This window comes from Sulfurovum zhangzhouensis (assembly GCF_030347965.1).
GTDB lineage: Bacteria > Campylobacterota > Campylobacteria > Campylobacterales > Sulfurovaceae > Sulfurovum > Sulfurovum zhangzhouensis.
Genome location: NZ_JAQIBD010000002.1, coordinates 555,955 through 579,364, shown reverse-complemented (window position 1 = coordinate 579,364; position 23,410 = coordinate 555,955). Strand labels below are relative to the sequence as shown.

Here is a 23,410-nt window from a genome sequence, read left to right as displayed (position 1 = left end):
ATGAAAATTGAGTTGGCTTCCTCTTACGGTTTTTGTTTTGGCGTAAAGCGTGCGATACGAATTGCAGAAGAGCATAAAGGAAGCAAAACCTATGGTCCTCTGATACACAATAAAGATGAGATCAATCGACTCAAAGAAGGATTCAACATCGGTTTGGCCGAATCGCTAAATGATATTGATGCTGATGATTCAGTGGTTATCCGTACACACGGAATACCTAAGCATGAGCTTGCAGTCTTAAATAAACAGAACAACAAAGTGATCGACGCGACCTGTCCCTATGTTACTACGCCTCAGCAGATTGTTGAGAAGATGAGTGAAGAGGGGTACTCTATTGTGATCTTTGGTGACAAAAATCACCCTGAGATCAAAGGAGTAGTAAGTTATGCAGTCAATCCGAAAGATGCATTTATCGTCCTTGAATCAGATGAACTGGAAGATTTGCCGCTTAGCAGTAAAGTAGCCTTAGTTTCACAAACAACCAGAAAACCCGAAGACTTTTTAAAGATTGTCAATGCATTGATTTTAACACGTAAAGAAGTACGTGTATTTAACACGATCTGTAATGCGACATTTGAAAATCAGGATGCTGCTGCAGAGCTTGCGAAACGTGCAGATGTGATGATCGTAATCGGGGGTAAACACTCTTCAAATACCAAGCAGCTGCACAGTATATGTAAACGTGACTGTGAGGATAGCTATTTGATCGAAAATGAGGAAGAGCTTGACCCTTCATGGTTTGAGGGTAAAAAACTTTGCGGCATCTCAGCGGGTGCTTCAACTCCTGATTGGGTCGTGCAGAACGTGATCAATAAAATTGAAAGTATGAAAAAATAGGGATATTGATGAACTCAATTACGTTAAAACCTATCTCAAAAATTGAAGGTGAAGTGAATCTTCCCGGATCAAAGAGCCTTTCAAACAGGGCACTTTTGCTTGCAGCATTGGCAAAAGGAACTTCAAAAATCACTAACCTTTTAGAGAGTGATGATACAAGGCATATGCTCAATGCCTTAAAAATTTTAGGGATTAATTATCAGCTATCTTCAGATAAGACCGAATGTATTGTAGAAGGTAATGGGGGAGCTTTTGAACATAATGAAACCAAAGAACTCTTTCTTGGGAATGCCGGGACGGCAATGAGGCCACTTTGTGCCGCACTCTGTCTTGGAAAAGGAAGATATCATCTCACAGGTGAACCTCGTATGGAAGAACGCCCTATCGGTCACCTTGTAGATGCATTGATCCAGGCAGGAGCGAAAATCACTTATGAGAAAAATGAGGGTTATCCACCGCTCTTTATCGATGCTGACGGTCTTGTTGGCGGAGAGGTTGAAATAGACGGAGCGATCTCCAGTCAATTCTTAACTGCATTGTTGATGGCTGCACCATTGATAGAAAAAGATACAACAATCAAGATAAAAGGTGAACTGGTCTCCAAACCTTATATCGATATTACACTGGATATTATGAAAGATTTTGGTGTAACAGTAGAAAATAATGACTATAAAACCTTTTATGTTAAAGGTAGACAAAGCTACAAGGCTATAGAGAGTTTTATGGTAGAAGGTGATGCTTCTTCGGCTTCTTACTTTCTTGCTGCTGCAGCAATCAAAGGTGGCAGAGTCAAAGTGACCGGTATCGGCAAAAAGAGTATCCAGGGAGATATATATTTTGCAGATGTATTGGAGAAGATGGGTGCAAAAGTAGAATGGGGTGATACGTATATTGCTGTAAGCAGGGGAGAGCTTCATGGCATTGATATGGATTTTAACCATATTCCTGATGCAGCGATGACAATCGCTACAACGGCACTCTTTGCAAAAGGTACGACTACTCTGCGCAATATCTATAACTGGCGGGTTAAAGAGACCGACAGACTAACAGCGATGGCAACCGAGCTTCGTAAAGTAGGGGCTGAAGTAGAAGAGGGAGAAGACTACCTGAAGGTCACTCCTCCTGTACAGCTTAAACATGCTGCGATCGATACTTATGATGATCACAGAATGGCAATGTGTTTTTCTCTTTTGGCACTTGATCCGGTATCTGTGACGATCAATGAACCTGAGTGTACGGCCAAAACTTTTCCTACTTATTTTGATGTACTTGAGAGTATCTCCTCCTAAGTACCAGGCTAATTGATAAAAACTAGCATACTTTCCTTAAAATATACTTCCTGACAAGAGTTTAAACGCAGATATTTCCGATGTTTTCGAGTGTGAAAAGCCATTAGTTAGTAAGCGTTATTTTTAAAAAAATAGGTATAATAACGCAAAATTTGTGTACACATAAGGATAGTAGGTATGAAGTTCGAAGATATCGAAGTAGAAGACGTAGATTTTGAAGCGATGCTAGAGGAATCTTTCAAAAAAGCAGAATCAAAAAGTGATTTAGTAAAAGGTACGATCGTTAAGGTTGACGAGAAAGACAATTTGGCAGTTGTAGATATCGGTGGCGGTAGAGATGCAAGTCTTAGCCTAGATGAGATCAAAGATAAAGATGGAAACATTACTTTCAACGTAAATGATGAGATCGAAGTAGTTACACTTGGAAGAGGTAAAGTATCTTATAAAGCAGCTCAAAGCAGAGCAGCGATCAATGAGTTCATTGCTGAGTATGATCCTGAGCAAGAGTATATCATCGAAGGTACAGTAACTAAGAAAAATAAAGGTGGGTATGTAATTGAAGTAGACGGTCTTGAGTTCTTCATGCCTCGTACTCTTTCTTACCTTTCATCAAAAGCAGATCCACTTGGCAAAAAGATCAAAGCAATGATCGTAAAAGTTGACAAAGATAAAGGTTCTGTAGTTGTATCAAGAAAAGAGCTTATCGAAAGAGATAAAGCGAAAACTGATGAGATCGTTAATACACTTCTAGAGAGCAAAGAGCCAGTAGTTGGTACAGTTAAAAAGATCACTTCATACGGTATGTTTGTAGATGTTGGTGGAATGGACGGTCTTGTTCACTATTCACAGATCTCTCACAAAGGTCCTGTAAATCCTGCTAAATACTTCAAAGAAGGTGACGAAGTTAACGTAGTTGCACTTGATTATGATAAGAAGAAGAGACATCTTTCACTTTCTATTAAAGATGCAAATCCAGATCCATGGGCTGACATTGACTCTATCATCGGTGTAGGTGATACAGTAACTGCTACAGTATCAAATATTGAGCCATATGGTGTATTTGTTGACCTTGGAGAAGATCTTGAAGCATTCCTTCACGTATCTGAAATCTCTTGGGATAAGAATGTAAAACATCCAAAAGACTACCTAGAGAATGGACAAGAGATCAATGTAGAGGTGATCGAAGTTGATAAAGAGGGTAGAAGACTTAGAGTAAGCCTTAAAAACCTTCTTCCAAAACCAATGGATGCATTTGCTTCTGACTTCAAAGTAGGTGACAGCGTTAAAGGTACAGTAACTTCTATTACTGATTTTGGTGCATTTGTAAAAGTAGGACCGGTAGAAGGTCTTCTTCATAACCAAGAAGTATCTTGGGACAAGAGCAAAACTGCAAAGTCAGAGCTTAAAGTTGGTGATGAGATCGAAGTGAAGATCATTAAGGTCGATAGAGATACAGAGAAAGTATCTCTTTCTAAAAAGGCTTTGGAAGATTCACCTGTAAGAGCATTTGCTGCTAACCATAAAAACGGTTCTATCGTAACTGGTACAGTAAAAGACAAAAAAGATTTCGGTGTATTTATCTCTTTGGAAGATAATGTTGATGCATTGATCAGAACTGAAGATCTTCATCCGCTTAAATTTGAAGAAATTGAAAAAGGTCAAGAGATCAAGGGTGTTATCAGCTTCATTGATGCAAACAATGATCGTATCAGAGTCTCTGTTAGAAGACTTGAGCGTCAAGAAGAGAGAGAAGCTATGGAAAAACTTAATCTTGAGCAAGATGACAGCATGACTTTAGGTGATGCATTTGGTGATGCATTTAAAAAATAATCACTTTTTTTTAGATAAATTAAAGCTTCAAACCCTATACTTCGATTAAAAAAAATGAGGTAACTTTTACCTCATTTTTCTAATCATACTAAATTATGTGTTCTTAATAAATTGAAACAAAGGTTATTACATGTCAAAGAAGACTATTGTTGTTTGTGACCACATTCATCAAAGTGGTTTAGATATTCTTGCAAATGATAATGATATTGAGCTGATCAACGCTGCTGATGAACCAAAAGATAAACTGATTACAGAGATCATTCCTCTAGCCGATGTTGCAATCACTCGTTCATCTACTGATGTTGATGATGCCTTTTTGGCAAATGCAAAGAAAGTGACTGCTGTAGTACGTGCAGGTGTAGGTGTCGATAATGTCGATATTCCTGGATGTAGCAAACAAGGTATTGTTGTTATGAACGTACCAACTGCCAATACGATTGCAGCAGTTGAGCTTACGATGACACATATGCTTTCATGTGTTAGAACTTTCCCTTATGCCCACAATAACCTTAAGCTGGACCGTATCTGGAGAAGACAAGACTGGTATGGTACAGAGCTAAAAGACAAAAAGCTTGGTATCATCGGTTTTGGTAACATCGGTTCTCGTGTAGGTAAAAGAGCAAAAGCTTTTGAAATGGAAGTTATTACATATGACCCATACATTGATTCTTCAAAAGCAACAGATGTAGATGTTAAATATACGAAAAATTTTGATGATATTTTGGCATGTGATATCATTACTATCCATACTCCAAAAACTGAAGAGACGATCGGTATGATTGGTGCTGAAGAGATTGCCAAAATGAAAGACGGCGTGATCCTTATTAACTGTGCTAGAGGTGGTCTCTATGATGAAGATGCTCTTGTTGAGGGATTGAAGTCAGGTAAGATCGCAATGGCAGGAATCGATGTGTTCAATAAAGAACCTGCAACAGACCACCCGCTTCTTGATCTAGACAATGTAACGGTAACACCTCACCTTGGTGCCAATACAAAAGAGTCACAGAGAAATATCGCAGTTCAGGCAGCTGAAAATGCTATTGCCGCTGTTAAAGGTATTGCTTATCCAAATGCACTGAATTTGCCAATTAAAGAGAATGAACTTCCTGAGTATGTACGACCGTATCTTGAACTTATCCAAAAAATCGGACATATCTCTGCACAAGTGACAAAATCTGCGATCAAATCGATTAAAGTAACTGCTAAAGGTGAAATCGCAGAATATGTGGAATCACTTGGCACATTTGCTACTGTAGGTGTATTGACAGAATCTCTTTCTGATCAAGTAAACTATGTAAATGCAGAATTCGTTGCAAAAGAGCGTGGTATCGAAATTATTAAAGATACGAAACCAAATACAAGTGGATTTACTAACAAGATTGAAGTAAAATTGACTACACAAAACAGTACGATCACAATCGGCGGTACGGTCTTTGACGGTACAGCACAGCGTATTGTTGAGATCGATGAGTATATTCTTGATGTAGAACCAAAAGGTACTATGGTATTCTTTAGAAATACAGATACTCCTGGTGTGATCGGTGATGTGGGAAGAATCATGGCTAGCCATAACCTTAACATATCAGACTTTAGACTTGGACGTGATAAGAAGCAACAAGCACTTGCGGTTGTTAAAGTTGATGGTCAAGTTACTAAAGCTATCCTTGATGAACTTTCATCGCTTAAAGCTTGTATCAGCGTTAGTCACGCATCACTTTAATACATATACAGCCTTTTGGCTGTATAGTTTTACAAAACCCCCTCATTAGCATTACTATAAGTAATGTATGATATAATCTCACCTTATTATAAATCCATTCTTGGCATTCTATCTATTTGTTAGGTTATAATAGTATTTTAATTGGGGGTATATATAGCATGAAAAAGTATCTGATCCTTCTTTTCACTCTACCGCTTTTTGCTGGCTTGGAAAATCTACAACTACAGCAGGCACTTGAACTACTCAAAAATAAGAACCTTGAGCTGAAAGTTTCACGTTTTGAAGCACAAATGAAAGAGTATGAAGCAAAAGCTGCAACAGGACATCATTTTGGTCAATTAGATGTAACGGTGCAAGGGATGCGTTCTAATGATGCGGGTAATGTATTTGGATTTAAATTATCGAGCCGTGAAGCTACATTTGGCGACTTTGGTGCAGGTGAGTTTAATCCAGCAGATCCAAATGTTTTGAGTATTCAGCCATATAACCTAAATTATCCTGAAGCTAGAAATCATTATCAAACAAAATTTTCCTATATGCTGCCTCTCTATACAGGCGGTAAACTGACTGAATATGGCCATATAACAGAATCGATGCATCAAATGAGTCAATTTGATACCAAACAGTTGCTCAATGAAAAAATCTTTCAAACAAAAAAAGCATTTTATGATATATCACTGGTTGAAAACTACATTGGAAATCTCTCAACGATCCTCAAAAACATCACTCGTCTGGAAAATGTCGTTTCAACAATGAAAACAGAGGGTTATGCACAAAACATCGATCTTCTTGAGGTACAGGCACGTAAAGCAGAGGCTCTCAGTTTGTACAATCAAGCAAAGCTCAACAGAGAACTTGCTTATCAGTTCCTCTCTTTTTTATTGAACACTGAGGTTTCATCGATTGAACGTATCAGCGATATGGCTCCGATTCCAACCGTAGACCCAAAAGAACTTGACGCAAAAAATATTGATATCCAAAAGGCACTTCTTGGTGAAAAGATTGCAGATATGGCAGTAGGATTAGAAGAGGCAAACTTTCTACCGACAGTCGGTGCATTTGCAGAGTATGGAAGTGCAGATAATCAACTCTTTAATGAGTTTGAACAAAAAGACTCTTATACGGTAGGTGTTCAGTTAAAATGGAACCTTTTTTCAGGAGGAACTGACTATGCAAATCTTGAAAAAGCAAAGGTAAACCGTATGAAAGTACAAAGCCAGGTTGCTTTGGCAAAGAGCGGTATCAAGCTGAAAGCAAAGAAGCTTGAAACTGAGATCAGAGGCAAAGATGCCGATGTAAAAAGCTATAAAAAACAATTACTGTTTGCAAGAAAAGTCTATGAAAACTATCAGGGACGCTATCAAGAAGGTATGGTCTCTATCTCTGATGTTTTGATCAAGCAGTCAAAAGAACTGGAGATGTTATTGAAACTTTTAACTGTAAAGAATGATAGAAATACAAAAATCTTTGAACTCAATAGTTTGTTGAATAGTCATTAAGAAGCAAGGAGAAGATATGAAAAAACTAGTCACATTGATTACCCTGTTATGTTTAACAGTCGGTGCAAATGCCATTGATATCGAGTTAAGTGGTTCTGTGATCTCAGATAACCAAAAAATGATCACAAGCCGTTACATGGGATATGTAAAAAACATGGCAGTAAGTGAAGGAGAGATCGTAAAAAAAGGTCAGCTTCTTTATGAAATCGACTCCAAAGAGATCGAATCGTCAGAAAGACAAGTCGATCTGGCGATATCACAGGCAAGACTGGCACTTCAGATGAATAAGAGCCAATACAACAATATCCTTACTAACCTTGCAAGACATCAAAGACTATACGAGAAGAAAATGGTCTCTAAATATGAATTAGAGACATTAGAACTTGCAGCAGCGAACCTTAAAGATATGGTTGAGATTTCAGAACAGCAAGTAAAGCAGGCAGAAGCCAAAAAAGAGGAAGTACTTAACCAGTATAAATACCTTAAAGTGACTGCACCTAATGACGGTGTGATTGTTGATAAGAAACTCAATGAAGGTGAAATGGCCATTCCTGGAATGCCGGCAGTCGTTCTCACCGATCTCAGTCATTTAAAGATCATCGCAGAAATATCAGAATCTCAATTGATACATATCAAAGTAGGTAATGAAGTAGATTTGGCTATCCCATCGATAGAATTTACGACAAAGGGAAAAATTTCTTCTATTATCCCTAGTTCCAATCCTATGACGCATAAATTCAAGATCAAGATGGAGTTTGATAAACAAGATGCACTGGTTTATCCTGGAATGTATACAAAAATTATCATAAAGTGTGATTGTGATGCAAACCACCAATAAGAATGAATATGAAGTTACCGATGTTGCAGGTAAGTTAGCCAAAGGTTTTTTGAAAAACCCTTTGACAGCTGTACTGGGTGTTTTTTTGATCTTTATGGGATATTTGGCACTGAATGTCATGCCGCGTGAAGAGGACCCTCAAATCGCAATCTCCGGTGGTGCCGTGATCGTGCCGATGCCCGGTGCTTCTCCCAAAGAGATTGAAAATGTTATTATCAATCCGTTAGAGCGTAAGCTTAGAGAGGTTAGCGGTATAGAACATATCCACGGCATGGCGATGGATAATGTCGGTGTAGTCAATGTCATGTACTATATAGGAGAAAATAGGGAAGATTCAAACCTCAAACTTTACGATAAAGTAATGCAGAACATGGATCAACTGCCAAAAGGTACTATGCAGCCGATTGTCAAACCGTTTGATATCGATATAGATATTCCTATTGTGAATATTGCTTTTTATGCAAAACCTAAGAGTGATGTATCGGAAGTAGAACTTTTCACAATGGTCAGAGAAGTACAGCAAAAGCTTAATGCAGTCAATAATGTTGCAAAAACTACGGTAAAGGGTGCGCGTAAAGCACAGTATAACATCGAAGTTGATATGGGTAAACTCTCTGCATATCACCTCTCTCTTGGACAGATTATGAAAGCTGTCCAGTCAGTAGCAGTAAACGTTCCGGAAGTAAAAGGAAGAACACAACAAAATACGCTTGTTATTTTCGGTGTAAAAAATGCCATTGAAAATGTGTCAGATGTGGGGAATGTCATTGTTGCACAATATATGGGATCACCGATCTATCTTAAAGATGTAGCAAAAGTGACAGAAGGTATCGATATCCAAAACTTCCAAACAGCAGAGATCCTTCAAAAGAACTCCAAAGGAGAGAAGCTAAGTGAGGCAACAGAACAGGTGACACTGACGGTAGCTAAACTTGCGGGTACCAATGCCGTATTTGTAGCCAATGATGTAATGGATGTGCTTAAGTCGTATGAAACAAGATTTGAAAAAGAAGGTATCAGTTATCTTGTGACAAGAAACTATGGTACCAGAGCCAATGAAGCCGTTAATGAACTCATGCACCACTTGGTTATCACAATTATTATCATTGCAGTGATGCTGGTCTTTGCACTGGGGTGGAAGGAATCCATTATCGTGACTTTTACGGTACCTGCAATTTTGGCGATAACACTTTTTGTAGCATATCTGTCAGGGCAAACGATTAACAGGATCACACTTTTTGCTTTCTTGCTGTCATTGGGGCTTTTAGTGGATGCGGCAATTATCGTGATTGAAAATATTCATAGACATTTACATGCACATGATGTGGATAGTAAAGAGATGGATGAACTGCTCATTGAAGCAACTGATGAGATCGGAGCACCGACCAACGTAGCAACATTGGCGATCATTATGACGATGGTACCGATGGCCTTTGTAGGGGGTATGATGGGATCATTTATGCAGCCGATCCCTTACAATGTACCTGTAGCATTGATCGCTTCACTTTTTGTAGCGTATATCTTTACACCTTACTTAAGCTTGAAGCTGCTAAAAAAACCAAAGCATAAACATCATCACCAAGCAAAGGGGCACTAATGAAAAAATTAGAAGAATTTATCTTTGGTATCCTCGAGGAAAAGAAAAAGAAGAAACTGGTTATTGTTTTGACCGCAGTAGCATTCTTCGTTTCTTTGATGATGTTCCCTACCAAACTGGTTTTGGCTAAGATGCTTCCAGGAAAGAGTGATAATACTTTTTCTATTTATGTAGATACTCCTTCCGGCTCTTCAATAGAGGAGACCAAAAAAGTGAGTTCGTGTGTGATCGATTTCTTGAAAAAAGAAGAAGAGATCATGCATATTGAGCTTTTCTTGGGACAGGGTATTCCCCTGGATTATGCAGGATTGGTCAAGGGTGCAAGTATGAAGCAGACAGAGAACGTTGCTGAAATCTCTGTAAATCTCACAGATAAACATCACCGTGAGGAACCTTCATTTTTGATGGTACAACGTTTACGTCCAATGATCAAAGATACCTGTTTACCACTGGTTAAAGATACCAATATCAAGTTTATTGAACAACCTGCAGGTCCTCCTACACTGGCTTCACTTGTTGTAGAGGTTTATGGTACAAATCTTAAAAAGATAAGAGAACTTGCATTTGAAACCTCTGCAATCCTAAGTCAAACAGAGGGGCTTGTCGATATAGATATAATGACAGATGAGATCTTTGATAAATATGAGCTGATCCCGGATAAAGAGAAGATTTCACGTTCGGGATTAAGTGTGGAACAGGTCAATAACATTCTTTATCTTGCATTTGAGGGTATGGTGGTTGCACATAAAAACTCTAAGAATGTATCCGATCAGATACCGATCTTCCTAATCTTAGAAAAGGAGAGTAAGGAACTTTTTTCAAAAGATGAAAATGCATTGAGAAGTAAACTCTCTTCACTTAACCTTATGAATATGGAGGGGATGATGGTACCCCTAAGTGAAGTGGTAAACATTAGAAAAGTAAAATCTAATCCTATGATCATGCATAAAGATTTAACCCGTATGATCAATGTGATTGCAGAAACAGATATGGTATCTCAGGTGTATCCTCTGCTTGATGCAAGAGCACAGATGATCGAGCATTTTGAGAAAGACTATATCGTTGATAAAGAACCGGGCATCAATACCTATATGTTTGATCTTCATTTGACAGATAAAAAAACAGGAGAGAAGTTCTTGCTTCGCTGGGATGGAGAGATGAAAGTAACACTGGATACCTTTAGAGATCTTGGCGGGGCATTCATCGCTGCATTGATATTGATATTCCTGCTGTTAGTGGTTTACTATAAGAGTTTTGTACTAAGCGGTATCATCTTACTTGGTTCATTCCTCTCACTTATAGGAGTAATTGTAGGGCATTGGGTTGCAAACTGGTTCACCAGTGAGACTTTCTTCCTCACTGCTACCTCTCTGATCGGGTTTATTGCCCTTATGGGGATCAGTTCACGTAACTCACTCCTGCTTATTGATTTTACAAAGTCATTAATGGAGTGTCAGGGTATTCCAAAACGTAAAGCAATTGCGATCGCTACCGCAACCAGGGCAAAGCCTATTGCACTGACTGCTGTTGCGATCATTCTTGGATCTGCATTGCTCGCGAGTGATCCTGTATTCGGTGGTCTTGGGGTTGCCCTGATATCAGGTACTGTTGCTGCAGTATTTGTATCACTCCTTTTTGTACCGATTTTAATGGATAATGCCAAAGCGATGGATTTTGATAAAGCAGTATGTGATATGGAGCATAAAAACATCTCCATTACAAAATAAATTTCTTAAAACTTACCTTGTTCCCACAGATGTGTGGGAACGCTTCTATACTTCTCTTTTATTAACCAACCATTGGGTATAATTTGCCCAATTATTTTATTTTGAGGAGCTAGTATGGCTACAATTGGTATGGGTGATATCAAAAAAGGTACAAGACTTGAGCTCGATGGTAACCCTTATAAAGTTATTGAGTTTCAACATGTAAAGCCAGGTAAAGGTGCAGCATTTGTAAGAGTAAAGATCAAAAACCTTCAAACAGGTAAGGTAATTGAAAAGACAATTCACGCTGGTGATAAATTCGAAGTTCCTGAACTTCAGCAAAAGACAATGCAGTATCTTTATGACGACGGTGAGTTCCTTCAGTTCATGGACACTGAAACTTTCGAGCAGATCGGTCTGACACATGATCAAGTGGGGAAAGATACATTTGATTATATGATCGACGGTATGGAAGCAGAAATACTTTTCCACAACGGAAAAGCGATCTCTGTAGAGATCCCGCAAACTGTAGTGCTTAAAATCGTTGAGACTCCACCAAACTTCAAAGGAGACTCTCAAGGTGGGAAAAAACCTGCAAAACTAGAGAGTGGTGCAGTGGTACAGGTACCATTCCATATTCTTGAAGGTGAAATGATCAAGGTAGATACAGTTGAAGGTAAATACCTAGAGAAAGCAAAGTAATCTTTTATGATCGGGTTTTCCCGATCATAACCACATTTACCCCTTTTTTTTTTAACTTCATATCTCATTCACATTTTTCTTTTTCATTGTTTTTATTTAGCATTTATTGATCTTATATCGTTATAATCATTAGAGTTATACGGATACAGGAGCATAGGATGGCAAGAGTATTATTACCACTGGCAAAAGGTTTTGAAGAGCTTGAAGCGGTTGCTCTGATCGATGTGATGCGCCGCGGGGGCATTGAAGTAAGTGTGGCATATGTAGGTGAAGAAAGTGCGGTGCTTGGTGCACATGGTATTAGAGTCGTAGCAGATTTGCCTATCTCTGAAGCAAATTCCGATGATTTTGACATGATCGTACTTCCAGGAGGATGGGGTGGTACCCATGCATTGGCTGAAGATGCAAAAGTCATCTCCCTGGTTCAGGAACTTAAAACAACTAAAGCAGTAGGTGCGATGTGTGCAGCGCCATATGTCCTTAAAAAAGCAGGGGTGTTAGGTAAGAGTTATACCTGTTATCCTGGTGTCGAAGATGAGATCGATCATCCGGGATACCGTGAAGATACCAAAGTAGTCATTGATGATAATGTTCTCACTTCTAAAGGACCAGGTACTGCTGTATGTTTTGGACTTGCAATCATTGAGAGACTAGAAGGTGCTCAGACAATGCAGACGGTAAAAAAAGGAATGTTGCTGGATTATTGTTAAAATGTGAGCAGGATTTAAAGTAGAATTACCTAAAATACGCACTAAGAAATAGAAAGGTAGATGATGTCAGAAGAACCGAAAAACATCCCCCAGTATACCCATTTACACCTCCATACCGAGTATTCGTTACTTGATGGGGCCAATAAGATCAAAGCGTTGGCCAAAAAGGTCAAGGCGCTTGGTATGAATTCGGTTGCTATGACCGATCATGGGAATATGTTCGGTACGATCGACTTCTATAATACCATGAGAAATGAGGGTATCAAACCGATCATTGGAATGGAAGCGTATGTACATAATCAGCCTGATATTGATGATAAGAGTATACGTCAGCGTTTTCACCTCTGTTTATATGCTAAAAATGAGGTGGGATATAAAAATCTTATGTATCTTAGTTCTCAGGCTTACCTGAACGGTTTTTATTATTATCCTCGTATCAATTGGGATCTATTGAAAGATAATGCGGAAGGTTTGGTATGTACTTCTGCTTGTCTTCAAGGTGAGGTTAACTGGCATTTGAATCTCTCTGATCGTAATGTGAAGTTTGGTGCCAAGGGATATGAAGAGGCTAAGCGTGTAGCGCTCAAATATAAAGAGCTCTTTGGCGATGACTTTTATCTGGAGATCATGAGGCACGGTATAGGTGACCAGCATCGTATCGATTCTCAGATCATACAGCTCTCACAAGAGACTGGTATCAAGATCGTAGCCACAAATGATACGCACTACACCAATCCTGCAGATGCAGATGCTCATGAAGCTTTTATGTGTATCGCAATGAACAAACTCTATGATGATCCTAACCGTATGCGTCACTCGGTACATGAGTTTTATGTCAAATCTCCTGAAGAGATGGCAAAGCTTTTTGCTGATATCCCTGAAGCACTGGAGAATACACAGGAGATCGCTGAGAAGTGTAATCTAGAGATCAAACTGGGTAACCCGACACCGCCAAACTTCAAGTTTGCCAGAGAAAAGGCATCTTTAATCGGTTTGGAGCTTCCTGAGCCGGATGAAGAATACTCTTTGGCTAATGACACGGCATTGTTCATAGAAGAGTCTAGACGAGGTTTGGAAGAGCGTCTGAAGATCGTCGATCCTACGAAACATCAAGAGTATCGTGAGAGGTTAGAAACTGAAATCAATATCATTTCCAATATGAAGTTCCCTGGTTATATGTTGATCGTATGGGAGTTTGTTGATGCAGCGAAAAAGATGGGTATCCCGGTAGGACCGGGACGTGGTTCTGCAGCGGGCTCATTGGTAGCATATGCTTTGCGTATTACCGATATCGATCCAATGCCTTATGGTCTGCTTTTTGAGAGATTTCTTAACCCGGAACGTGTATCGATGCCGGATATCGATATGGACTTCTGTCAGGCACGCCGTCAGGAAATACTTGATTATGTGATCGATAAATACGGGCGTGTTAACGTTGCACAGATCATTACTTTTGGTAAATTGCTTGCCAAAGGGGTGATCCGAGATGTCGCCAGAGTACTTGATATGCCTTATGCCAAAGCAGATGCTATGGCAAAACTGATCCCGGACGAACTTGGAATTGACTTAAGAAGTTCGTATGAAAAAGAGCCTAAGATCAAAGAGCTTTTAGAAAGTGATCCGTTGGCAGCACGTACTTGGGAGTATGCACTTGCGCTTGAAGGACTCAATCGTAATGCCGGAACACACGCGGCAGGAGTTGTAATCTCAAATGAGCCGCTCTGGAAAAAAACACCGCTCTTTAAACCTTCAGGGCTCAATACTCTTGCAACGCAGTATAGCGGTAAGTATGTAGAAGATGTGGACCTAATCAAATTCGACTTCCTTGGACTGAAGACGCTAACGGTAGTAGAAGAGGCCAATAAGCTGGTTGAACAGAGGCATGGAAAACGTATCGACTTTGTCCGTGAAAATATTAACGACAAAGGGGTGTATGACTATATCTCTACAGGTGAGACACTGGGCCTCTTCCAGATCGAATCAGCGGGGATGCAGGATCTTGCTAAGAAACTCAAACCATCGGGTTTTGAAGATGTTATTGCGATGCTCGCTCTTTATCGTCCCGGTCCGATGGAATCAGGAATGCTTGATGATTTCGTAGAACGTAAACACGGACGTGCAGAGATCACGTATATGTTCCCTGAGCTTGAACCGATCCTAAAACCTACTTACGGGGTTATTGTCTACCAAGAACAGGTTATGCAGATCGTACAAACGATCGGTGGATTCAGTCTTGGTGGTGCAGACCTTGTCCGTCGTGCAATGGGTAAAAAGATCAAAGAAGAGATGGATAAACTCAAAGGTGAGTTTGCCGATGGTGCAGCCCAAAAAGGATTTGACCGTTCAAAAGCAGAAGAACTTTTCGATCTGATCGTAAAGTTTGCCGGATATGGATTTAATAAATCTCACTCTGCAGCCTATGCCTTGATCACATTCTATACTTCCTTCCTGAAGCATTACTATCCTACGGAGTTTATGGCAGCGATCCTGACATTGGAGAAGAACAACACTGATAAGGTTGTTAAGTATGTGGATGAACTCAAACGTATGGGGATCGATCTGTTACCCCCTGATGTAAACCGTTCAGGATTGGTTTTTGAAGCCCATAATGTTGATGGCAAAGAAGCTGTTATGTTCGGTATGGGAGCGATCAAAGGAGCAGGGGACATTGCGATCAAGTCGATCCTTGAAGCACGTAAAGAGGGTGAGTTTAATGATTTTAGTGATTTCGTTTCCCGTATTGACTCAAGTAAGGTCAATAAAAAAGTGATCGAGTCACTTATCAAGGCAGGTGCATTAGACTGCTTTAATTATTCCCGTAATGCGATGCTTTCTCAGATAGAAGAGATCATAGAAGCAGCAAAGAAAGCAGCTGATGCAAAAAAATTGGCAGAAAACTCTCTCTTTGGCGGCGGTGCTGAGATGACTGCCGTGTCATTGACACTTACGAACATGCCTGAATTCGAACCGCTCGAAATTCTTGAAATGGAGAAAGAATCACTTGGGTTTTACGTATCCGGGCATCCCCTTGATAAGTTCCGTGATACACTCGACAATATCAACTATACACTTAGTTCAGAGATAGATGATCTTGCAGACGGTTCAGAAGCACTTTTGATCGGGAAGATCGAAGGAATTACTGAAAAGATCAGTAAAAAAGGCCATAAGTTCGGGATAGCCAATGTGATGGACCTGCATGGGAATATCGAATTGATGCTTTTTGAAAAACGCCTCAAAGAGCTTGAAGAGGATTTTGATCTCACAAAACCGATCGCATTCAAGGTAAAGATTACTAAAGACGGTGACTTTACGCGTATGAACATACTCAAAATAGAGTCACTGAAAGATGCTAAAAAAGAGAAGATCAAAGTTAAAAAAGAAGAAAAACATGTCGAGGAACCGGAACAACCGCCACTTATCTTGGCTATTAACCTAATGCCAGATCCTAAGATCGCGGAAGAGTTGATGTGTTTGGCTGAAAAGTATCCGGGGAAAAGACCACTGGAACTTCACATCAAGTCTAAACTTGCAGATGTCGTTATCGAAAGTAAGATGAAAGTGAGTGAACTTATCTTAGAGGAAGCAAAAGAGCTAGGTGTGTATTTGGAAGAATCCTTAGTTGTTGAAGGATAAAATAAGATCAAGGAGTGACAATATGGGGTGGAAATCTATACTTTTTATCTCTTTACTTACTTTTAGTTATGCTCAAGAGACTCCAAAAATGCTTCACGCGCATAGTATTGAGGTCAAGTACACAGCTATGGACGGCAGTGTAAAAGAGGTAACGGTCGCCAGGGATTCAGATCTAAGGTGTAGAGACATACCTTTTGACGGAAAAACATTTTGGAGTGAAGAGTATCCTCTAAAAACAGTGCCGGAATTCTGTAAAAAGAGTTTTATTACTACAGCGGGTCAGCTTTCTCCGATGAAAATAGATGAAAAGATCGATACTTATGGTGAACTTGAAGTGCTGGAGTTTCTTGATGAGATGCAGGAAGATCAAAATATGCTCTTTGTTGACAGTCGTAAAAAAGAGTGGTATGAAGCTCGAACGATCCCCGGTTCGCACAATATCCCGTTTATCTATTTTACCGAAAAAGGAAAATGGGAAAAAAAGAAACAGGAAGCACTTACTCTTTTGGGAATAAAGATAACAAAAGAGGGGTATGATTTCTCAGAAGCTAAAACAGTACTTTTTTTCTGTAACGGTGTATGGTGCAGACAGTCTCCGCAAATGATAGAAGCACTACTGGAGATGGGATATCCGCCTGAAAAGATGAAGTGGTACCGAGGTGGGTTACAGAGTTGGCTTAATGTCGGCATGACCTCTATTATTCCTTAAAAGTAGAAAAAGGAGCATGGGATGAATATACTCGCGCTTATCATACTTGCTACAGCGCTCTCTCTTGCTATTAATCTACTTTTAAAGCGTTTTGATGTCTCTACCATCGTAGGATATATCCTTACCGGTTTTATCATCGCAACATTTTTTGATTATGCAAAGATCGACCAGCAAGTCTTAGGTGAACTTGCAGAGTTTGGTGTTGTCTTTTTGATGTTTACAATCGGTTTGGAGTTTTCTCTGACCCATATGAAACGTATGAAGCAGGAAGTATTTGTTTTTGGGATACTTCAAGTAGTACTCACTGCACTCTTATTCACCTACTTGAGTATCAGTCTATTTGATTTGGAGTTGAAAAGTGCATTGATAGTGGGGATGGCACTTTCACTCTCCTCTACAGCTATTGTCCTGACCACACTTAACGCCAATGGTGACATTCATCGTCCTTATGGTAGATACGCCTTGGGAATTCTTCTATTTCAAGATGTTGCGGTAATCCCTATATTGCTTATGGTCTCTTTTTTGGCTAAACCTTCTGATTCTGTATCTGACACTGTTTTAGATACACTCTTTTCTGGCTTTATTGTAATCTTTACACTTTTTGTGATGGGTAAATATGCTACAACCAAATTTTTGAGCTATGTGGTGGATAGTAAAAAAGAGGAACTTTTTATTCTTGCAATCTTGCTGATCGTTCTTTCTGCATCACTTCTTGCACATGCATTTGGATTTTCTTATTCACTTGGTGCCTTCATTGCCGGTATGTTGATTGCTGAAAGTAAATATAAGCATCAGATAGAAGCAGACCTTGTTCCTTTTAGAGATATTCTACTTGGACTTTTCTTTATCACAGTAGGGCTTCAGATCAATCTTGCAGTGATCAGGGAGTATTTTTTTATTATTGTCGGGCTGACTGTAGCAATACTCCTTCTAAAAGCGATTATTATCTTTGCGATTACCGTGATTTTCTCATTTCCAAAACGCGCATTTAAAACCGCATTGGCACTTGCACAGGTAGGGGAGTTTTCCTTTGCTGTCTTTGCATTGGCTAAGTCCTATGAATTAGTCGACAATGAAGTGTTACAGGTACTCATCTCGGTAGTCGTTGTTTCACTGATCTTTACTTCATTGGCAGTGAAGCATGTCAGGGCGTTTACAAATCTGTTTTATCAGCAGGCTACTGAAGCAATGCGAGAACCGATATGTTCGTCATGTATTGAAAATCATATTGTAGTGTGTGGTTACTCATTGCTTGGTCAGGGCATCGTAGCAGAGCTTAAAGCCCAAGGGATCACCTATGTTGCGATAGAACATGATAGGAGTCTCGTAGAGTTGGGACACAAAAAAGGTGATAGTGTTTTTTTTGGAAATGCAGCCTCTAAAAGACTGTTAAATGCATTGGATATTAAAAATGCGATCGCTGTGATTATCGCAATTGATAATGATGAGAAGATTCGGTTGATCTGTGAAGCCATTCACAGTATTGATGAGAGAATTGATATGATTCTTAAAGTTACAGATATTAGACAGATTGAGGAGCTTTCAGATCTGCCGATCAAAAGTTTTATCAATCAGAATGAAACTGTTGCAAAACTTCTGGTTAGTCAAGCACTAAAGTGTGATATGGGTTAATCCGCTATAATGCCATTATAAATAAGAGATAAACAGGGTTTTTTGTGTTAAAAGTAAAACACTTATATATATTAGCGATGGTTGCATCTATCACCGTACTATTTTATCTATATGCTGATAGAGAGGTTGCCAAGTACTTTTATGAAATGGATGAACACAATCCGATAAAATTTTTTTTTAGAACTATTACACAAGCTGGTCAAAGTGAATGGTTTTTAATTCCTTCTTTGATACTGTATTTATGGTTTATACAAAGAAAAGTGTTTCTTAATGCTAAAAAAGCCCTCTATATCTTTATGACAAATGTGGTAGCAGGTATTGGAGTATGGTTATTTAAAATACCTTTTGGACGCATGAGACCCAAGCTTTATTTAGAAGACAACCTATATGGATTTCAGTGGTTTGAAATTTCATCCAAATATGTTTCTTTTCCCTCAGGTCATACAATTACGGCTATCTCAAGTGCAGTAGCATTGAGTTTATTGTTCCCTAAATGGAAATATCCTATTTTAATAGCAGGAGCATTGGTAGCCTTTAGTAGGGTTGTTATTACGGCACATTATTTGAGTGATGTGTTCTTTGCTTCTTTTTTGGGTACTATGGTCGCTTATTTACTTTATCAATATTATTTTTCAGAGGGGAAAGATATTTGATACTTTGGCTTAAATGAAAAATAATGTATTTTTATTTTTAATATTATTTAAGCTAACATAAGTGTTGTAAATAAAGGGAAAATATTTCATGAAAATGAAAAAAGTATTGTTGGTAGCGATGTTAGTACATACATTACTTCATGCTAAAAATAATAATATTGAAAGAGTTGGAGACTGGGTACAAATTTTAATTCCTCTGAGTGGTTATGGTACAACGCTATATCTGAAGGATGAAGAAGGGGAAATAGAGTTTTACAAGTCTTTTTTTTCTACTTTGGGTACAACACATGTACTCAAAAATACTGTTAGAAAAGAGAGACCGGACCACAGTGATAACAAATCATTTCCATCAGGTCATACTTCCGCTTCGTTTCAAGGGGCAACCTTCTTACATAAACGATATGGAATACAGTATGCCATACCGGCATATTTAGGTGCAGCATATGTTGGTTATAGTCGTATTTATGCAAATAAGCATGACTTAACGGATGTGATAGCCGGTGCCATTATCGGTAGTGGATTTTCCTATTACTTTACAACACCCTATAAGTTCAAAGGTGTTCAGATACAACCTGCAGTATACAGTTCAGATACTTCCGGACAGAATTTGTTTGGTTTCAAAATGAGTTGGTAATTCAATAAAAAGGAGAAAATGATGAAAATGAATTTGATGTTGGCAGCATTAGCTGCAAGTAGTACTCTTCATGCGTATGACTATAGTGTAGAGTTCTTTAGCGGTGTTGTTGCCAATATGAATGAAGATGTGACATACAAAGCCAGTGATGGAACTGACATTGAGATGAAAGATGTAGGGTTATCAACGAAGCCGTTTACAGTACCATACTATTATGGGCTGAGAGTATCTATATGGGATGAAGACAATAGTGCTTGGGAGATTGAACATACACATCAGAAACTCTATATCGATGATAACGATTTGCCTGTTGATTCATTGCTTACTCACTGGGAAATGACAGATGGTTTTAACTTTTTCTTCGTGAACAAAGCTTGGAAAATAGATGAGTATATGGAAGGTTTAAGAGTGAGAGTAGGTGCCGGTCTGGTCATTACGCACCCTGATATCACTTATGATGGTGTAAGATATCATGGAAACGGTCATGGTGCGATCACATATGGTGGCGGATATGATCTTTCCGGATATGTGTGGCAAGCAGGACTTCAGAAGGTATTTGATATCACAGAAAACTGGTATATCTCTACAGAAGCCAGACTTACTTATGCCGGGGCATGGGCTGAAGACGAGAGCGGTGGTATCTCTGACTTACAAAACAGAGCATTTCATTTCAACTTTGGTGTAGGATACAACTTTTAATACCACTCTTATCATTTTTGATCAAAAGGTAACTATCAACCTTTTGATCATTGAGCTATATGATTTTATAGTTTTTGTCGAAATGTTTTCGAAATGTTACATATCGACATAAAATAGTAGAATAAATTCACTGCATCAATCTAAATTCAGGATTGTATTTTTAAACCTTTTCTTTCTTATTCTTCAATCATAACGATTTTTTGTGTAGTATAGAAACAACTTTAATGGATAACTTTTTGATAACAAAGAGTTTCATTCTCCTTATACGAAAATAGTGCTACACTTATTCCACTAAAACAACTAAAAGTAAGGAACAATTATGGCAAAAATTATTTGGTCAAAAATTGATGAAGCTCCGGCTTTGGCAACTTATTCATTTTTCCCAATTGCATCAAAATTTTGTGCAGCTGGTGGTGTAGAACTTGAGCAAAGTGACATTTCACTTGCAGGTCGTGTACTTGCAGCAATGGGACTAGCTGAAGATGAACTTTCAAAACTTGGTGAACTTTGTGTTAAACCTGAAGGTAATATCATCAAGCTTCCAAACATCTCTGCTTCTGTAGGTCAGCTTAAAGATTGTATCGCTGAACTTCAAGATCAAGGTTATGATATCCCTAACTACCCTGAAAATCCTGCTAACGATGCAGAAAAAGAGATTCAGGCTAAATACTCAACTTGTCTTGGTTCTGCAGTAAACCCGGTACTTAGAGAGGGTAACTCAGACAGACGTGCTGCAAAAGCAGTTAAAAACTTTGCACAAAAGAACCCGCACAAACTTAGAGCATACTCTGAGAACTCAAAAGCTGCTGTTGCACACATGGGTGGCAAAGGTGACTTCTATGGTAACGAGAAATCAGTTACTATGGATAAAGCACAAAAAGTAACGATCGCACTTAACGGTAAAGAACTTAAGTCTATCGATGCACTTGAGGGTGAAATACTTGATGGTACATTCATGTCTGTAAGCGCTTTGAGAGATTTCTATAAACAAACGATCGAAGAAGCAAAAGCAAAAGGCGTTATCTGGTCGGTACACCTTAAAGCAACAATGATGAAAATCTCTGATCCGATCATGTTCGGTCATGCATTTGAAATCTTCTTTGAAGGTGTATTTACTAAATATGCTGATCTTTTCAAAGAGTTAGGTGTTAATCCAAACCTTGGTATGTCAGATCTTGAGAAGAAAATCAAAGGTCATGCACAAGAAGCAGAGATCAAAGCAGCATTCCAAGCAGTTGTAGATGCTGATGCACCAAAAATTGCAATGGTTGACTCTGATAAAGGTGAAACAAACTTCAACGCACCAAATGATATCATCATCGATGCTTCTATGCCGGTTGTAGTAAGAGAAGGTGGTAAGCAGTGGGATAGAACTGGTGCTGCAGGTGAAACACTTGCTGTTATTCCTGACTCTACGTACGGTATGTTCCACGCTGAGATGGTAGCTGACTGTGTGAAAAACGGTCAATACGATGTAACAACTATGGGTACTATGCAAAACATCGGTCTTATGGCACAAAAAGCTGAAGAGTACGGTTCTCACCCAACTACATTCGAACTTGCTGAAGCAGGTACGGTAACTGTAACGGCTGAAGATGGTACTGAACTTATGAGCTTTGAGTGTGAAGCGGGTGATATCTGGAGAATGTCTAGAGCAAAAGATATCCCGATCAAGGACTGGATCAGACTTGCGTTTGAAAGAGGTCAGATCGAGCAGATCCCAGTAGTGTTCTGGTTGGATGAGAACAGAGCTCACGATGCTCAAATGATCGCAAAAGTAAAAAAATATATGCCAGAGTTTAACACTGAAGGTCTTGAGATCCACTTCATGGATATCGCTGCTGCGACAAGATTCACAAATGAAAGAATCAGAGCAGGTAAAGACACGATTGCAGTAACAGGTAACGTTCTTAGAGACCACCTTACTGATATGTATCCAATCCTTGAGCTTGGTACTTCAGCAAAAATGCTTTCTATCGTTCCATTGCTTGCTGGTGGTGGTTTATTTGAAACTGGTGCAGGTGGTTCAGCGCCTAAGCACGTAGATCAGTTCCTTGAAGAAGGTCACCTAAGATGGGATTCTCTTGGAGAGTTCTTGGCACTTGCTGAGTCATTAAGAATGATCGATCAAAAGAACCCTGATGCAAAGCTTGCAGCTGTTACTGCAGCACTTGATGTTGCAAACCAAGAATATCTTGATAACAACAAAGCACCAGGTAGAAAAGCTGGTGAGCCGGATAACAAAGCGTCTCACTTCTACGTGGCAATGTACTGGGCGACAGCGCTTGCAGATTCTATGGACAAAGATCTACAGGCTAAGTTTACTCCGGTAGCAAAAGCATTGAAAGAGAACGAAGCGAAGATCATGGAAGAACTTCTTGCAGCAGAAGGCAAGCCACAAGATATCGGTGGTTACTTCCACCCGGATGATGCTAAAGCTGAAGCAGCGATGAGACCGTCTGCGACACTTAACAGCATTATCGATGCTATCTAAGTTGAAACTTTCATGCCACAGCGGGACTAAATCCCGAATGGCCTAATTCGTTTCTATATTAGACACGTAGAGACACTGCATGAAAATGATGCAGTGTCTCTTACCAAAATATCTCAACATTTTGGTATACTAACTCTCTCAGAGTTTTCTGAAACAACATAGGGTTGTTGACTTCTAAAGCATTGCAAAACATTATTGATTATCTTACGGGCAAGAAAGCCCTAAAAT

17 protein-coding genes are annotated in these 23,410 nt (G+C 39.2%); all 17 read left to right on the top strand.

From position 1 onward, the window contains the following. The 17 genes from PGH07_RS08130 (at nt 1) to PGH07_RS08050 (ending at nt 23,182) form a co-directional block, all read left to right on the top strand. Nucleotides 1-837, top strand: a complete 837-nt coding sequence (locus PGH07_RS08130; protein ID WP_289413900.1) for a 4-hydroxy-3-methylbut-2-enyl diphosphate reductase — start codon at nt 1-3, stop codon at nt 835-837. Nucleotides 838-845: 8 nt separating this feature from the next. Next, nucleotides 846-2,126 (top strand): 3-phosphoshikimate 1-carboxyvinyltransferase, encoded by a 1,281-nt coding sequence (gene aroA, locus PGH07_RS08125; protein WP_289413899.1) that lies wholly within the window; start codon nt 846-848, stop codon nt 2,124-2,126. A gap of 177 nt (nt 2,127-2,303) precedes the next feature. Continuing rightward, nucleotides 2,304-3,956 carry a 30S ribosomal protein S1 gene (locus tag PGH07_RS08120; RefSeq protein ID WP_289413898.1) on the top strand — a complete coding sequence of 551 codons (1,653 nt, stop codon included), beginning with the start codon at nt 2,304-2,306 and terminating at the stop codon, nt 3,954-3,956. Nucleotides 3,957-4,086: 130 nt separating this feature from the next. Next, nucleotides 4,087-5,676: a phosphoglycerate dehydrogenase gene (gene serA / locus PGH07_RS08115; RefSeq protein ID WP_289413897.1), complete on the top strand. Its 1,590-nt coding sequence runs from the start codon at nt 4,087-4,089 to the stop codon at nt 5,674-5,676. Between the two features lie 158 nt (nt 5,677-5,834). Further along, nucleotides 5,835-7,175 (top strand): TolC family protein, encoded by a 1,341-nt coding sequence (locus tag PGH07_RS08110; protein WP_289413896.1) that lies wholly within the window; start codon nt 5,835-5,837, stop codon nt 7,173-7,175. 16 nt (nt 7,176-7,191) lie between these two features. Beyond that, entirely contained in the window at nt 7,192-8,013 is an 822-nt protein-coding gene (locus PGH07_RS08105) for an efflux RND transporter periplasmic adaptor subunit (RefSeq protein ID WP_289413895.1), read from the top strand. Further along, nucleotides 7,997-9,610, top strand: a complete 1,614-nt coding sequence (locus tag PGH07_RS08100) for an efflux RND transporter permease subunit (RefSeq protein WP_289413934.1) — start codon at nt 7,997-7,999, stop codon at nt 9,608-9,610. The genes PGH07_RS08105 and PGH07_RS08100 overlap by 17 nt, the downstream gene beginning before the upstream one ends. Continuing rightward, nucleotides 9,610-11,337, top strand: a complete 1,728-nt coding sequence (locus PGH07_RS08095; RefSeq protein ID WP_289413893.1) for an efflux RND transporter permease subunit — start codon at nt 9,610-9,612, stop codon at nt 11,335-11,337. Before PGH07_RS08100 ends, PGH07_RS08095 begins: the two co-directional genes overlap by 1 nt. A gap of 114 nt (nt 11,338-11,451) precedes the next feature. After that, nucleotides 11,452-12,018 carry an elongation factor P gene (efp, locus tag PGH07_RS08090; RefSeq protein WP_289413892.1) on the top strand — a complete coding sequence of 189 codons (567 nt, stop codon included), beginning with the start codon at nt 11,452-11,454 and terminating at the stop codon, nt 12,016-12,018. Nucleotides 12,019-12,176: 158 nt separating this feature from the next. Then, nucleotides 12,177-12,728 (top strand): DJ-1 family glyoxalase III, encoded by a 552-nt coding sequence (locus PGH07_RS08085; RefSeq protein WP_289413891.1) that lies wholly within the window; start codon nt 12,177-12,179, stop codon nt 12,726-12,728. A 63-nt stretch (nt 12,729-12,791) separates the two neighbouring features. Beyond that, complete coding sequence (gene dnaE, locus PGH07_RS08080) at nt 12,792-16,361, top strand: DNA polymerase III subunit alpha (RefSeq protein ID WP_289413890.1); 3,570 nt, start codon at nt 12,792-12,794, stop codon at nt 16,359-16,361. Between the two features lie 22 nt (nt 16,362-16,383). Then, nucleotides 16,384-17,070, top strand: a complete 687-nt coding sequence (locus PGH07_RS08075) for a rhodanese-like domain-containing protein (protein ID WP_289413888.1) — start codon at nt 16,384-16,386, stop codon at nt 17,068-17,070. 21 nt (nt 17,071-17,091) lie between these two features. After that, entirely contained in the window at nt 17,092-18,702 is a 1,611-nt protein-coding gene (locus tag PGH07_RS08070; protein WP_289413887.1) for a cation:proton antiporter, read from the top strand. A 44-nt stretch (nt 18,703-18,746) separates the two neighbouring features. After that, the gene (locus PGH07_RS08065; RefSeq protein WP_289413886.1) at nt 18,747-19,355 is read left to right on the top strand and encodes a phosphatase PAP2 family protein; all 609 of its coding nucleotides are present in this window, start codon (nt 18,747-18,749) and stop codon (nt 19,353-19,355) included. Nucleotides 19,356-19,443: 88 nt separating this feature from the next. Next, entirely contained in the window at nt 19,444-19,989 is a 546-nt protein-coding gene (locus PGH07_RS08060; RefSeq protein ID WP_289413885.1) for a phosphatase PAP2 family protein, read from the top strand. Nucleotides 19,990-20,010: 21 nt separating this feature from the next. Continuing rightward, complete coding sequence (locus PGH07_RS08055; RefSeq protein ID WP_289413884.1) at nt 20,011-20,688, top strand: hypothetical protein; 678 nt, start codon at nt 20,011-20,013, stop codon at nt 20,686-20,688. 319 nt (nt 20,689-21,007) lie between these two features. Continuing rightward, nucleotides 21,008-23,182, top strand: coding sequence for an NADP-dependent isocitrate dehydrogenase (locus tag PGH07_RS08050; protein WP_289413883.1), 2,175 nt, complete (start codon nt 21,008-21,010; stop codon nt 23,180-23,182). Nucleotides 23,183-23,410: the final 228 nt, after the last annotated feature.